General features: G+C 72.7%; 12 protein-coding genes. 7 read left to right on the forward strand and 5 right to left on the reverse strand.

Annotated features, from left to right (window positions below):
- The first annotated feature begins 270 nt into the window (after window positions 1-270).
- Complete coding sequence (locus ACGFI2_RS21900; protein ID WP_393520026.1) at window positions 271-2,073, forward strand: glycoside hydrolase family 6 protein; 1,803 nt, start codon at window positions 271-273, stop codon at window positions 2,071-2,073.
- A gap of 107 nt (window positions 2,074-2,180) precedes the next feature.
- On the opposite strand, the gene ACGFI2_RS21905 is transcribed toward ACGFI2_RS21900, so the two are convergent.
- From ACGFI2_RS21905 to ACGFI2_RS21925, 5 genes are all read right to left on the reverse strand, one after another.
- Window positions 2,181-2,558: a hypothetical protein gene (locus tag ACGFI2_RS21905; RefSeq protein WP_393520029.1), complete on the reverse strand. Its 378-nt coding sequence runs from the start codon at window positions 2,556-2,558 to the stop codon at window positions 2,181-2,183.
- A gap of 84 nt (window positions 2,559-2,642) precedes the next feature.
- Window positions 2,643-2,963 (reverse strand): hypothetical protein, encoded by a 321-nt coding sequence (locus ACGFI2_RS21910; protein WP_393520032.1) that lies wholly within the window; start codon window positions 2,961-2,963, stop codon window positions 2,643-2,645.
- 16 nt (window positions 2,964-2,979) lie between these two features.
- Window positions 2,980-4,635 carry a sodium:solute symporter family protein gene (locus ACGFI2_RS21915; protein WP_393520035.1) on the reverse strand — a complete coding sequence of 552 codons (1,656 nt, stop codon included), beginning with the start codon at window positions 4,633-4,635 and terminating at the stop codon, window positions 2,980-2,982.
- Between the two features lie 183 nt (window positions 4,636-4,818).
- Window positions 4,819-5,961 (reverse strand): hypothetical protein, encoded by a 1,143-nt coding sequence (locus ACGFI2_RS21920; protein ID WP_393520038.1) that lies wholly within the window; start codon window positions 5,959-5,961, stop codon window positions 4,819-4,821.
- Window positions 5,962-5,973: 12 nt separating this feature from the next.
- Window positions 5,974-6,567, reverse strand: coding sequence for a hypothetical protein (locus ACGFI2_RS21925; RefSeq protein ID WP_393520040.1), 594 nt, complete (start codon window positions 6,565-6,567; stop codon window positions 5,974-5,976).
- A 304-nt stretch (window positions 6,568-6,871) separates the two neighbouring features.
- Between ACGFI2_RS21925 and ACGFI2_RS21930 the strand changes: the two genes are divergently transcribed.
- From ACGFI2_RS21930 to ACGFI2_RS21955, 6 genes are all read left to right on the forward strand, one after another.
- Window positions 6,872-9,244 (forward strand): nitrate- and nitrite sensing domain-containing protein, encoded by a 2,373-nt coding sequence (locus ACGFI2_RS21930; protein WP_393520346.1) that lies wholly within the window; start codon window positions 6,872-6,874, stop codon window positions 9,242-9,244.
- Window positions 9,244-9,666 carry a roadblock/LC7 domain-containing protein gene (locus ACGFI2_RS21935; protein ID WP_393520043.1) on the forward strand — a complete coding sequence of 141 codons (423 nt, stop codon included), beginning with the start codon at window positions 9,244-9,246 and terminating at the stop codon, window positions 9,664-9,666. The genes ACGFI2_RS21930 and ACGFI2_RS21935 overlap by 1 nt, the downstream gene beginning before the upstream one ends.
- Window positions 9,656-10,045, forward strand: a complete 390-nt coding sequence (locus tag ACGFI2_RS21940; protein ID WP_393520046.1) for a DUF742 domain-containing protein — start codon at window positions 9,656-9,658, stop codon at window positions 10,043-10,045. Before ACGFI2_RS21935 ends, ACGFI2_RS21940 begins: the two co-directional genes overlap by 11 nt.
- Window positions 10,026-10,628 carry an ATP/GTP-binding protein gene (locus ACGFI2_RS21945; protein WP_393520049.1) on the forward strand — a complete coding sequence of 201 codons (603 nt, stop codon included), beginning with the start codon at window positions 10,026-10,028 and terminating at the stop codon, window positions 10,626-10,628. The genes ACGFI2_RS21940 and ACGFI2_RS21945 overlap by 20 nt, the downstream gene beginning before the upstream one ends.
- A 101-nt stretch (window positions 10,629-10,729) precedes the next feature.
- Window positions 10,730-11,764 carry a lactonase family protein gene (locus ACGFI2_RS21950; protein ID WP_393520052.1) on the forward strand — a complete coding sequence of 345 codons (1,035 nt, stop codon included), beginning with the start codon at window positions 10,730-10,732 and terminating at the stop codon, window positions 11,762-11,764.
- A 177-nt stretch (window positions 11,765-11,941) separates the two neighbouring features.
- Entirely contained in the window at window positions 11,942-13,696 is a 1,755-nt protein-coding gene (locus tag ACGFI2_RS21955) for a substrate-binding domain-containing protein (RefSeq protein ID WP_393520055.1), read from the forward strand.
- Window positions 13,697-13,851 lie beyond the last annotated feature (155 nt).

Raw genomic sequence — 13,851 nt, forward strand, 5'->3', positions numbered from 1 at the left:
CCATGGAAGCGCTCCCATGCAAGAATCGCTGCACGCGGTTCGGGGAGCCACACCGCGAGCTCAGACGTCGAGGGCAACCGGTTCACCGGACGACGTCCGGCTCCCCACGACCGGTCCTGCGGACCGGTCGGCACCACCACCCTCACGCCCGTCCGGGTCGGGCGTCCCCCAAGCAACCCGTGGCGCGCACGGTCGCTCCCGCAGGGCGACCGCCGCCGCCATTCCGCCGGGCCGTACGCGGATCCGGTCTCGCCCAAGGAGATCAGTGGTATGAATCTGTGGAGAAGGCTGTCCGGCCGGAGCCGGACGCTCGCGCTCACCGGCGCCGGCGTCCTCGTGGCCGGTGGGCTCGTGACCCTTCCGGTCACCGCGGCGCAGGCCGCGACCCAGTGCAGCGTGGACTACACCACCAACGACTGGGCCGGTGGCTTCACCGCCAACGTGGTCATCAAGAACCTGGGTGACCCGGTCAGCTCGTGGAACCTCGGCTTCACCTTTGGAAACAGCAGCCAGCGCGTGCAGCAGGGCTGGTCGGCGAAGTGGACCCAGAGCGGCCAGAACGTCACCGCGCAGAACGAGTCCTACAACGGCTCGCTGGGCACGGGCGCCAGCACCAGCATCGGGTTCAACGGCGCGTGGAGCGGCAGCAACCCGAAGCCGACGCGGTTCACGCTGAACGGCACGGTCTGCAACGGCGGCACGCCGCCCACCTCGACCCCGCCGACGAGCACGCCGCCGACGAGCACCCCGCCGACGAGCACGCCGCCGACCAGCACCCCGCCGACGAGCACGCCGCCGACCAGCACCCCGCCCGGGCAGAAGGTGGACAACCCGTTCGTCGGGGCCAAGGGCTACGTGAACCCGGAGTGGAAGGCCAAGGCCGAGACGGTGGCCGGCGGCAGCCGGGTGTCGAACAACCCGACCGCGGTCTGGATCGACCGGATCGCCGCCATCAACGGCACCCCGGACAGCAGCTCCAACGGCGCGATGGGGGTCCGGGCGCACCTGGACGCCGCGCTCGCCCAGGGGGCCGGCTACATCCAGTTCGTCATCTACAACCTGCCCGGCCGGGACTGCTCCGCGCTCGCCTCGAACGGTGAGCTGGGCCCGAACGAGCTGCCCCGCTACAAGGCCGAGTACATCGACCCGATCGCCGCGATCCAGGCCGACGCGAAGTACAAGAACATCCGGATCGTCAACATCATCGAGATCGACTCGCTGCCCAACCTGGTGACCAACACCTCGGGCAACCCGGGCGGCACCGCGATGTGCGACACGGTCAAGGCCAACGGCGCGTACGTCAACGGCGTGGGCTACGCCCTGGCCAAGCTCGGCGCGATCGGCAACGTCTACAACTACATCGACGCCGGCCACCACGGCTGGCTCGGCTGGGACAGCAACTTCGGCCCGGTAGCCGACCAGCTCAAGGCCGCCGCCGTCGCGTCCGGCAGCACCGTGCACAACGTGCAGGGCTTCATCACCAACACGGCGAACTACTCCGCGCTGAAGGAGCCGTACGTCAAGATCACCGACTCGGTGAACGGCACGTCGGTGCGGCAGTCCAAGTGGGTCGACTGGAACATGTACGTCGACGAGCTCTCGTTCGCCCAGGCGTTCCGGCAGAAGCTGGTCTCGATCGGCTTCGACAGCAACATCGGCATGCTGATCGACACCTCCCGCAACGGTTGGGGCGGCTCCGCCCGGCCCACCGGCCCCGGCCCGTCGACCTCGGTGGACGCCTACGTCGACGGCGGTCGGATCGACCGTCGCTTCCACGCCGGCAACTGGTGCAACCAGGCCGGTGCGGGCCTCGGCGAGCGGCCGAAGGCGGCTCCGGAGTCGGGCATCGACGCCTACGTCTGGGTGAAGCCCCCGGGTGAGTCGGACGGCTCCAGCAAGGAGATCCCGAACAACGAAGGCAAGGGCTTCGACCGGATGTGCGACCCGACGTACACCGGCAACGCCCGCAACGGGAACAGCATGTCCGGCGCCCTGCCGGACGCGCCGATCTCCGGTGCGTTCTTCCCGGCCCAGTTCGCGCAGCTGATGCAGAACGCCTACCCGGCGCTCTGAGCCGCGGCCGGACCACCCGCCGCGGCGGGAGTGAGGCACCGCCGCGCGGGTTCCCCGGGCCCCTGGTCGACGCCCACGTCGACCAGGGGCCCCCGGCCGTCCAGGGGTCAGGGAACCGTCTTCTCGATCGCCGCCCGGCCCAGCTCGTCCAGGTCGCGGCGGGCCCGCTCCAGGTTCTCCGGGGTCACGTCCTGCCCCCGGGCCCGCACCAGGTCCTCCGGCTCCCACGGCTGTTCGGCGCCGGTACGGATGTTGTCCCCGCCCGCGCCGGTGCCGGTGCCGGTCGCGCCGGTCCCGGCCGCGTACGGGTCGCCGAGGATGTCCGGCGAGCCGGTGTCGGCCACCGCGCCGTCCGGGTCGGTGAAGGTGGGGTTGTCCGGATCGGCGCCGCCGGTGTGCAGCTGCGGCACCGTGCTGTCGTCGTCCACCGCCGCGGCCACCTCGGGGGTCTCCTCCAGCGGTCGTCCGGGGTCACGATCGGTCATGCTGCCGCCTCCTGTCCCAGTCGGTGATCCCCCAGGCGTACCCCGTGCGGGACCGGCCATGCCGGCCGCCACGGCACCGGCGGCTCAGGACTCGTCGGAGCGCGTGTTCGGCGCCTCCGTCGGGCTCACCTTCTGCCAGAGCAGCATGAGCAGCCCGAAGACCAGCATCACCGCGCCGGCCCACAGGTTGATCCGCAGGCCCTGCGCCTTGTCGATCTCGGCCGACGAGTCGAAGAGCCCCATCAGCCCGACGATCAGCCCGTACGCCACGAACAGTCCACCGATGACCCGGCGGATGTCGAACAGCCGGGCCGCGGCCGAGTTCTCCTCCCGGGCGTCCTCGGTCTCGTCGACCAGCGGGTCGTGGGCCTCGCCGTCCTGGTAGCGGTCCTCGTTGTCTGCCATGACGTGGGTCCCTTCCTCAGAAGACCGGGATGTAGAAGAGGGCGGCGAGCACCACGGCGACGACGCCGAGCAGCACCGGGGAGCGGTACCAGGCCGCGTCGCCGGCCAGCGAGTCGTCCTTGAGCGTGGTGTCGCTCATGCCGTACACCAGGCCGGTCAGCTCGTCGTCGGTCTTCGGCCGGGTCAGCGGCGTGACGATCGCGGCCACCACCGCGACGGTCACGAAGGCCAGGCCCGCGCCCCAGAAGCTCTCCTCCAGGTCGGAGTTGAAGCTGATCACCCCGACCTTGTAGAGCAGGTAGGTGGCCATCGCCACCACGGTGCCGGAGAACAGCGACCAGAAACCGGCCAGCGCGCTCATCCGCCGCCAGAACATGCCGATGATGAAGGTGCCGAAGAGCGGGGCGTTGAAGACCGAGAAGAGGGCCTGGATGTAATTCATGATGTTGCTGAAGCCGGCCGCGATGAACGCGGTGCCGATGCCGACCACGACGGCCAGGACCGTGGCGATCCGGCCCACCTTCACGTAGTGCTCGTCCGGGCGGTCCCGCCGGAAGTACGCCTGCCAGATGTCGTAGGTGAACACGGTGTTGAAGCCGCTGACGTTGGCCGCCATGCCGGCCATGAACGACGCCACCAGCCCGGTCACCGCGATGCCGAGCACGCCGTTGGGCAGCAGGTCGCGCATGAGCAGCGGGATCGCGTTGTTGTAGACCAGGTCGCCCTGGTCGGCGCCCAGCCCCTTGACCGTGATCAGGGCGATCAGGCCGGGGATCACGGTCACCGCCGGGATGAGCAGCTTCGGGTACGCCCCGATGATCGGGGTGCGCCGGGCGGCGCTCATGTTCCGTGCCGACAGCGCGCGCTGCACCTCGGCGAAGTTGGTGGTCCAGTAGCCGAAGGAGAGCACGAAGCCGAGGCCGAAGACGATGCCCAGCCAGTGCGCGCCGAGCGGGTTGTCGGTGCTGCCGGTGCCCTGCCAGGCGTGCAGGCCGGCCTCGCCGAGCTTGGACTCCCGTACCGCGTCCATCAGTCCGTTCACGCCGCCGACCTTGACCAGGCCGATCACCGTGATCGGCACCAGGCCCGCGATGATCACGAAGAACTGCAGCACCTCGTTGTAGATCGCGCCGGAGAGCCCGCCGATCGTGATGTACGCCAGCACGATCGCCGCGCCGATCACGATCGCGACCCAGAGCGGCCAGCCCAGCAGCGCCTGCATGATCAGCGCCAGCGCGTAGAGGTTCACGCCCGCGATCAGCACCTGGGCGACCGCGAAGCTGATCGCGTTGAGCAGGTGGGTGGGGCGGTTGAAGCGCAGCCGCAGGTATTCCGGCACGCTGCGGACCTTGGAGCCGTAGTAGAACGGCATCATCACGATGCCGAGGAAGACCATCGCCGGTACCGCGCCGATCCAGTAGTAGTGCACCGTCATGATGCCGTACTGGGCGCCGTTGGCGGCCATTCCGATGATCTCCAGCGCGCCCAGGTTCGCCGAGACGAACGCCAGGCCGGTGACCCAGGCGGGTAGCGATCGCCCGGAGAGGAAGAAGTCGACGCTGGTCTTGATGGCACGTCGGGCGGCGAAACCGACCCCGAGCACCGTGACGAAGTAGAGCGCCAGGATCAGGTAGTCCAGGGCGTTCATGTTCAACCGTAGGCCGCTGCCCATGCCTGTTGCTCCCCTCGTGTGGGTGGGTGCTGCGCCGGCAGTTACCCCGATCGCGAAGTTTCATGCCCGCTGCGCGGTCCGCCCCTCTCTGAGACGCAAGGAGGGGCCCCTTCTTGGACGCCTGGCGTCGAGAAGGGGCCCCTCCTCACACGGTCGGCCGTGTGAGGTCGCGGGTCGGGGGTGTCAGCGTCCCAGCACGCGGTCCAGGAAGTCGCGGTAGCCGCGTACGGCCATCCGGAGCTGCTCGGTGTCGGACGAGCCGGACTCCTGCCAGGCGCCGAGCCGGGTGCGCTGCTCCCGCAGCGCCGTGGACAGCGCCTCGATCGCCTCCTCGACCAGCGACTCCGCCTCGCCGACCGCGGCCTTCGGGTCGTCCACGAAGCGCAGCTGGACGTCGCGCCAGCGGTCCCGGAAGCCCTGCGCCGCCTCGGGCGCGAACAGCGTCGCCGCGTCGCCCGGCACGGCGCCGGGCGTGGGCCGGTCCGCGCCGGCCAGCGCCGCGCCGGCCGCGCCACCGGCCACCGTGCCCGCCGCCGCGGTGGCGGTCTCCGGGGCGACGGTGTCGTGGTGCCGCCCGTCGGCGTCGGCGTCGGGGTCGACCAGGCCCGGCTCGGGGCTGCCGTAGCCGACCGCGCCGGCGGCCACCGCGTCGTCCCGGTCGGGGTCCGAGCCCGGCACGCCGTCGCGGTCCGCGTGGTCGGCCACGGTGTCGTCGCGGTCCGCGTGGTCGGCCACGGTGTCGTCGCGGTCCGCGTGGTCGGCCACGGTGTCGTCCCGGTCCGTGTCGCCGACGAGGGTGTCGTCGCGGTCCGCGTCGGGGTGCTCGGCCGCCCAGCGGTCCCGGTCGTGCAGCCGGTCACCGGCGGTGGGGTCGGCCCGCTCGTCGTCCAGCGGGTCGGTCCGGCCCGGCGCGCCGTCGCCCGGGACGGCGGTGTCCTCGCCGCGCGCGTCCCGCTCGTCCTGCGGACGGCCGCCGGCCAGCGCCGAGGCGGCGACGGCGTCGCCCACCGTGGCCGCGCCGAACGCCGTCGGCAGCGGCGCCGGCTCGTGGAACGCGGGCCGCCCGTCGTCGTCGCGCCCCTCGTCGTCGTCCGACCGGCCGGCCTCGTCCCGCAGCTCAGCGGCGTCGTACGCCCGAGTCTCGTCGAGCCCCGCGGCCCGCTCGTCGCCCACGGCCGGGTCGTCGAACGTGCCCCGGTCGTGCAGCGCGTCCTCGGGCACCTCGGCCCGGCCGTCGCGGTCGGCGTCCGGCGGCGGGACCGGTACCGGCGCGGACCGTACGGCCTCGGGGTGGTCCTGCGTGACCTGCTGCTCTTCCTGGCGCATGGCGGCGGCTCCTCAGCGGCTCGTGGCGTCGTGCTCGGAATCGGGGTGGCGCTGCTCCGGCGCCCGCTGGCCGACCGGGTCCTCACCGAGCAGATCGGCGAAGAGGGCCCGGTAGTGCACCAGCGCCTGCCGGAGGTCCTCGGTGCCGGCCTCACCGCGCTCGTTGCGCTGCCGGATCTCGTGGGCGTCTCGGTAGTGGGTAAGCGTGCGGGCGTGCTCGACGGAGAGGTGGGCGATCTGGTCGGTGAAGTCCCCGGTGGGGTATCCGCGCTCGGCGATCAACCGGCTGACCAGTTCGTCGGCGTCGCCGACGGTTTCCGCCGGCGAGTCGACGAAGCGCACCTGGAGTTCCTCCCAGGCGGCGGCGTAGCGGGCCCGCGACTCCGGGCTGAGCGGGGTCAGCTCCAGCTCGGCGTGCCGACGCTCGCGTTCCCGCAGCTCGCGCTCGGCGGCGCCCCGGCTGTCCTGCTCCTGGACGGCCCGGTCGTACTCCGGGCCGAAACGCTGCCGCAGCGCCCGCCGGCGGTTCGCGACCACGGCGAACGCGACCAGAGCGGCGACCACGACGACGACGATGACTATGACGACTACCTGGGTGGGCGACATGGCTCCTCCTTCGGAGCTGGTATTCCCTGGTGGGGGTGATCGCCAATCCCGTTCCGGAGCACTTTCCCGAGCGAAACGCGAAAGCTGAGCCGTTCCAGGAAAGGCCCGTCCGGGTGCCGGTCGGGCTCCAACGGCGTCCCGCGGGGCCATCTCGGACCGTAGTGAGCGTCGAGACGGCCGGTAGTGCATCCGCCGGGGATTACGTATCCTGCCCAAGGCGTCCGGGTCGGGGCCCGGCGTCGTGGCCGGCGACCTGACGGCCGCTGCCGGCGCCACCCAGCGAATCTTCCCGGGCGAGGTCTTATTGAACATCCGCGACTGGCCGATCCGCGCCAAGCTGACCGCGCTGGTCGTCGGTCCGGTGACCGGGCTGCTGGCATTGTGGATCTTCGCCACCACGCTGACCTTCGGGCCGGCGCTGGATCTGCTCGCCGCCCGCACCCTCCTCTACGACCTGGGCCGGCCGGGCGAGAACGTGGTCGCCGAGCTGCAGCGGGAACGGCGGCTCTCGGTGATCCAGCTGGCCGGCGACGGCATCCTGCCGGAGCTGGCCGGGCAACGCGACCGCACCGACCAGGCCGTCGCCGAGCTGCGCCGGCGGATCGACGGCGAGGACCTGCGCGACGCGGCCGACGACCAGCTCGACGCGCGGCTCGACCAGCTGGGCGCGGCGCTCGAGGCGCTGCCCGCGGGGCGGGTCTTCATCGACGACCGGAAGGTGGACCGGGCCGGCGCGGTCGGGCTCTACAGCGGGATGATCGGCTCCGCGTTCCAGGCGTTCTCCGCCATGGCCACGCTGCCCGACGTCCACCTCAACCGGGAGGCGTCGGCGCTCACCGCGCTGGGCCGCTCCCGCGAGCTGCTCGGCCAGGTCGACGCGCTGCTGGCCGGCGCGGTCACCGCCGGCCGGTACGCCGAGGGCGAGCACGAGCAGCTGGTGCGGACCGTGGAGAACCAGCGGTTCCTGGCCGAGAACGCGGTCGCCGACCTGCCGCCCGACGAGCGGACCGGCTACCAGCGACTCATCGAGGGCGCCGCCTTCCTACGGCTGCGCGCCCTGCAGGACGCGCTGATCCGCGCCGACGACCTGCCCGCCGGGTTCGACGTGCGGGCCTGGGAGAGCAGCCACGCCGAGGTCTGGCAGGGCCTGCGGGACTTCGAGCTGCGCGGCGCGGACAGCCTCACCGAACGGTCGGTGCCGATGGCGGTGCGCATCCTGGTCCAGCTCGCCGCCGCCGGGGTGCTCGGCCTGGCCGCGATCGTCGTCTGCGTGCTGGTGGCACTGCGGGTGGGTCGGTCGCTGGCGCACCGGCTCACCGGCGTGCGGTCGGCCGCGACCGAGATGGCCGAGGAGCGGCTGCCCGACGTGGTCGCCCGGCTGCGCCGGGGCGAGGAGGTCGACGTCGCCCGCGAGGCACCCGAGATGGACCACGGCGGGGACGAGATCGGCCAGGTGGCGCGCGCCTTCAACGAGGTGCGCCGCACCGCCGTGCAGGCCGCCGTCGACGAGGTCACCCTGCGCCGCGGCTTCAACGAGGTCATCCTCAACCTCGCCCGGCGCAGCCAGGGTCTGGTCCACCGCCAACTGGCGCTGCTGGACCGGCTGGAACGGCGTACCGAGGACCCGGACGAGCTGGCCGGGCTGTTCCAGGTCGACCACCTCGCCACCCGACTCCGCCGGCACGCCGAGGACCTGGTCATCCTGGCCGGCGCCGCACCCGGGCGGGGCTGGCGCCGGCCGGTCGCCGCGGTGGACGTGATGCGCGGGGCGATCTCCGAGGTCGAGGCGTACCACCGGGTCGACGTGGGCGAGGTGCAGCCGGCCGGGGTGCTCGGCCGGGCCGTCGGCGACGTGATCCACCTGCTCGCCGAGCTGATCGAGAACGCGACCGCCTTCTCCCCGCCCGGCACCCGGGTGGACGTGACCGGCCGGACCGTGCCGGGCGGCTACGCCATCGAGATCGCCGACCGAGGGCTGGGCATGTCGCCGCCGACGATGGCGGCGGCCAACCGCAAGCTGGCCGCCCCGCCGGAGTTCGACCCGGCCGACAGCGCCCGGCTGGGCCTGTTCGTGGTGGCCCGGCTGGCCGCGCGGCACGGCGTACGGGTGGAGCTCAGGCCGGGCCGACCGACCGGGACGACCGCCGCGGTGTTCGTACCGTCCGACCTGATCACCGGCGAGCCGCCGGTCGGTCCGGACGCCGCCTCCGTCGGGCCGGAGCGGCGGCGGATGGCCAAGGTGAGCCGGCTGACCACGGTGCCGCGTGGCCGGGCGGGCCGGCCGGGGCGGGAACGCTCGGAATCCACCGTGATCCCGCTGCCGACCACCCGGGCCTCGACCGTGGAGCCGCCCGCCGACGGGGACGGCCTGCCCCGCCGGGTGCGGCGGCGCGGGCCGGCGGCGCGTCCCCGCGCGGTCGTCGCCGACACGCCGGCCCACCGCCCGCCGGAGGAGGCGCGCCGGGCCATGTCCGCGTTGCAGGCGGGCACCGCGCGCGGGCGCCGGGACGGCACCCGGGCCGGCGGCCCGGCGGTCACCCGGATCCGGGGCGCCGGCCCGGACACGCCCACCGACGTGCCGGGCGACACCGGTACGCCGCCCACCGCGCCGGAGCCGGCCACGGAGCCCTCCCCGCCGGCGCCGGACCGATCAACCGCGACTGAGAGGGACGCCTAGTGGTGCACACGACGCGGCAGAACGCCGATCTCGACTGGCTGCTCGACGACCTGGTGGAGCGGGTGCCGGCCGCCCGCCGGGCGGTGGTCCTCTCGGCGGACGGGCTCCTGCTCGGCGCGTCCGCCGACCAGGACCGCACCGACGCGGAGCACCTCTGCGCGCTGGCGTCCGGCTTCTCCGGCCTGGCCAAGGGCGCAACCCGGCACCTGGACGGCGGCGCGGTCCGCCAGACGGTGGTGGAGATGGAATCGGCGTACCTGTTCGTCACGGCCGCCGGGCAGGGCGCCTGCCTGGCCGTGGCGAGCGACGCCGACGCGGACATCGGCCTGGTGGCGTACGAGATGGCCATGCTGGTCATCCGCGTCGGTGAGAACCTGGCCGCGCCGGCCCGGACGGTGGGAGCGCCGACCGATGCGCGCTGAGTCGCCGGGGCCCCAGCACGAGTGGCTGGACGCCGACGCCGGCCCGGTGGTCCGCCCGTACACGCTCACCGGTGGGCGGGTGCGCCCGCCGGTCGACGGCTTCGACCTGCTGGCCTTCGTGCTCACCACGTCGGCGGCCGCGTCGGCAGGTGTTCCCGGTCTCCAACCGGAGCACCGCCGCCTGGTCGAGCTGGCCCGGCGGCCGAAGGCCGTCGCCGACCTCGCCGCCGACCTGGACCTCGCCGTCGGCGTGGTCCGGGTGCTGCTCGGCGACCTCCTCGCCCATGGGTTCGTCGCGGTGCACCGGCCCTCGGCCACCGCGTACCTGCCCGACGACAACATCCTCAAGGCGGTGGTCAGTGGACTCCGTGCGCTTTGACCAGGAGCCGGCCGCGTCGCGGGTGCCGCTGGCCCTGAAGATCCTCATCGCGGGTGGCTTCGGCGCCGGCAAGACGACGCTGGTCAGCGCGTTGAGCGAGGTCCGGCCCCTGCAGACCGAGGAGGTGCTGACCGGGGCCGGTCTCGGCACCGACGACGTCTCCGGGGTGGAGCAGAAGTCGACCACCACGGTGGCGATGGACTTCGGCCGGATCACCATCAACGACGACCTGCAGGTCTACCTGTTCGGCACGCCGGGCCAGGACCGCTTCTGGTTCCTCTGGGACGAGCTGGCCTTCGGCGCGCTCGGCGCGGTGGTGCTCGCGGACACCCGCCGGCTGGCCGACTGCTTCCCCTCGATCGACTACTTCGAGCAGCGGGGCGTCCCCTTCGTGGTCGGGGTGAACTGTTTCGAGGGTTCCCGGCGGTTCGGCCTGGAGGCGGTCCGCGATGCGCTGGACCTCGACCCGGACGTGCCGCTGGTGCTCTGCGACGCCCGGGACCGGCAGTCCGGCAAGCTGGTGCTGATCTCGCTGGTCGAGCATGTGGCCCGGCAGCGGGGTGAGCCGGTGCCGGTGGGCTGAGCCGCCCGTCTGCGGATTCCTCCGCGGCGTTCGACGACTGACCGGGCGGTTCGCCGGGAAGCCTGGTTGGATCGCAGCAGGATCGGCGGAGGGTGGGAGCGTTGACCGGGCAGCACGAGGTCGTCCACATCGGTGGCTACACGGCGGAGTCGGACGGGCGGGCGGACGGGATCGTCGCGGCCCGGCGGGACCCGACGACCGGGGCGTTGACCCCGCTCGGGACCGTGGCGGTGACTCCGTCGCCGTCGTTCCTCGCCCGGCACCCGGCCCGGCCGGTGCTGTACGCCGTCAACGAGCTTCCCGACGGGCTGCTGAGCGCCTTCCGGGTGGCGCCGGACGGCGACCTGACGCCGCTGGGCGTGCGTCCGACCGGTGGGGCCGAGCCGTGCCATCTGGCGGTCGCGCCGGACGGGCGGCACCTGTTCGTGGCGAACTACGGCGGCGGCAGCCTGGCGGTGTTCCCGCTGGACGCCGACGGCGTGCCGGGGGAGCGCACCGACCTGGTCCGGCACGAGGGGCACGGCGCCGATCCCGATCGGCAGGAGCGGGCGCACTGCCACATGGTCTCGCCCGGCCCGGGTGGTGGACCGTTGCTCGCCGTCGACCTGGGCACCGACTCGGTCTACCGCTACGACCTGGAGGCCGACTCCGGGCGGCTGGTGCCCCGGGCGCCCCGGCTGCGGACGCCGGCCGGCACCGGGCCCCGGCATCTGGCCCGGCACCCGGACGGGCGACGCTGCTGGCTGGTCGGTGAGCTGGACGCCACGGTCACCGCGTACGACCTGACGCCGGACGGGCTGCACCAGCGGGTCCGGGTGGACGCCAGCGGCCGGGCCGGGCACGTGCAGCCCTCCGAGGTGACGGTCGGCCCGGACGGACGCTTCCTCTACGTGGGCAACCGCGGCGTGGGCACGGTGGCCGTCTTCGCGCTGGACGGCGCGGCGCCGGAGCTGGTGGCCGAGGTGGACACCGGCGGCGGGTGGCCGCGGCACTTCGCGCTGACCGGCGCGCACCTGTACGTCGCCGACGAACGGGCCGACCTGATCAGGATCTTCCAGGTGGACGCGGGGAGCGGGGTGCCGGAGCCGGTCGGGGAGCCGGTCCAGGTGGCCAGCCCGACGTGTGTGCTGCTGTGACGGGGTGGTGACCGAGCGCCCGGTTCGTAGTGGATCATGATCATCTGCGTCACTGAGCCGTAACTCAACGTATTGATTATGCGATCAACTGTTTCTCCTGCGTAACTTTCGTCCGAACGGTTGTGGCAGTAACCCCACGAGATACGCAAGATGGTCATCGTGTCTGGCCGCCATCGCATGCGTTCCAATCTCCGTGGGGCAGGTGCCGCCGCGGCGGCGACCGCCCTGGTCGCCGTCGTAGCCGGGTCCTGGTTCGGCTACCAGCAGCTGGCCGGCCCGAACTGCTCGGGCCGGATCGAGCTGTCGGTGTCGGCCGCCCCGGAGATCGCCCCCGCGGTCCGCGGCGCCGCCGACGAGTGGGTAGCCAACGGCGCGGCCGTCGGCGGCACCTGCATCGCGGTGAACGTCGTCTCCGCCGAGTCGGTCGACGTGGCCGCCGCCGTGGCGAGCAAGCACGGCGCCACGCTCGCCGGGGTCGGGCAGGCCAGTGGCACCGCGGTCACCCCCGACGTCTGGGTGCCCGACTCGTCGACCTGGCTGGTGCGGCTCAAGGCCGGCGGCGCCAGCGCCTTCGCGCCGGCCAACGGCGCGTCGATCGCGCGCAGCCCGGTGGTGGTCGCGCTGCCCGAGCCGGTGGCCGCGCGGATCGGCTGGCCGGACAAGGAACTGCGCTGGTCCGACATGCTCAAGCAGGTGACCGCCAGCAAGCCGCTGCGGGCCGGCATCGTCGAGCCGACCCAGGACGCGGCCGGCCTCTCCGGCCTGCTCTCGTTGACCGCGGCGGCCAGCTCCACCGGCGAGGCCGGCTCCCCGAAGGCTCAGGAGGCGATGGTCGGGGCGCTGCGCGCGCTCGCCACCAACCGCTCCTCGCTGCGGCAGGACCTGCTCGCGCGGTTCCCGCGTTCGACCGACCCGACGGCCATCGCCAACGGGTTGGGCGCGGCGGCGCTGTCCGAGGAGGACGTGATCGCCTACAACAACACGAAGCCGCCGATCAAGCTGGCCGCGCTCTACCTGGATCCGGCGCCGATCCCGCTCGACTTCCCGTTCGCGGTGCTGCCCGGCATCGAGCCGAGCAAGGCCTCGGCCGCGCGGGTGCTGTTCGAGGCGTTGCGCTCGACCGACTTCAAGGACCGGCTCGCGGCGCAGGCGCTGCGTGCCCCGGACGGCAACTGGGGCAACGGTTTCCAGGCGCCGACCGGCGCGCCGAGCCCGGCCAACGGCGGGGAGAAGCAGGTCCCGCCGTCCGGTCAGGGTGGCGCGGCCGACCTCGACCCGGTCGCCATCTCGACCGCGACCACCACCTGGTCGGTGGCCACCCAGTCCGGCCGGATGCTCTGCGTCGTCGACGTGTCCGGTTCGATGAAGAAGCCGGTGGCCACCGCCAACGGGGCCAGCCGGGAGCAGGTCACCGTCGCGGCCGCGGGCCAGGGTCTGGGGCTCTTCGACGACTCCTGGTCGATCGGCCTGTGGACCTTCTCCACCAACCTCCAGGGCTCGCAGGACTGGAAGGAGCTGGTCGGGATCCGGCCGCTGTCGAGCAACCGGGGCGAACTGCAACGCGGCCTCGCCTCCATCCGGCCCTCGAACGGCAACACCGGCCTCTACGACACCATGCTCGCGGCGTACAAGAAGGTCCAGCAGGACTGGGAGCCCGGCAAGGTCAACTCGATCGTGCTCTTCACCGACGGCAAGAACGAGGACGACAACGGCATCTCGCAGAAGGAGCTGCTGGCGCAGATCAAGAAGATCCGCGACGACGAGCAGCCGGTGCAGGTGATCATCATCGGTATCGGCACCGAGGTGAACCGTGCCGAGCTCAAGTCGATCACGGACGCCGCCGGCGGCGGCGCCTTCGTGACCACCGACCCGAGCAAGATCGGTGAGATCTTCCTCCAGGCGATCGCGCTGCGGCCACCCGCACCGCGCTGACCTGCGGGTCAGTGACAGCCTTCCGCCGTACCGGAAATCCGGTACGGCGGAAGGCTTCCAGGGTCAAGGTACGAGAAGTGAACTGACGGTAATGTGTCCGAATCAATCGGTAACCATAATTGTCCTGGCATGATGTCCGAGTGCCTCGACCGCAG

It is taken from the genome of Micromonospora sp. NPDC049282 (genome assembly GCF_043197045.1).
GTDB lineage: Bacteria > Actinomycetota > Actinomycetes > Mycobacteriales > Micromonosporaceae > Micromonospora.